The sequence below is a fragment of the Halomonas marinisediminis genome (assembly GCF_004347715.1).
In the GTDB taxonomy this organism is placed as follows: Bacteria; Pseudomonadota; Gammaproteobacteria; order Pseudomonadales; family Halomonadaceae; genus Halomonas; species Halomonas icarae.
The window spans coordinates 1-334 of the sequence record NZ_SLTR01000126.1; the positions used below are offsets into that span (position 1 = coordinate 1).

A 334-nucleotide genomic window follows, 5' to 3' on the forward strand; every position below is an offset into this window, starting at 1 on the left:
AGGTGGTCAAGGGCGCCGATGGCAAGTGGTCGGTGAACCGCGACAACCCGGCGAACCGGCGCGTCACCGCCAACACGCCGATGACCATCGATGGGCCCGCAGCCGGGCATCCGCGGATGCGCACTTCCGCCGATCCGGCGGGCATGACCGTGCTCGGCACGATCAACAACTGCGCCGGCGGGATGACCCCCTGGGGCACCTACCTGATGGCCGAAGAGAACTTCCACGGCTATTTCTGGTCCGACACGCTGGATGCCGAAGGCCGCCCGGACGTGTCGGCCCAGCCCGAAGCCGACAGCATGATCCGCTACGGCGTGCCGGGGCGATGGTATGC

The 334-nt window shown here is 68.3% G+C and carries 1 protein-coding gene; it reads left to right on the top strand.

Annotated features, from left to right (window positions below; all coding sequences use genetic code 11):
* Positions 1-334, top strand: a 334-nt coding sequence (locus tag E0702_RS16085) for an alkaline phosphatase PhoX (protein ID WP_132045594.1), incomplete at both ends; no start/stop codon positions are given.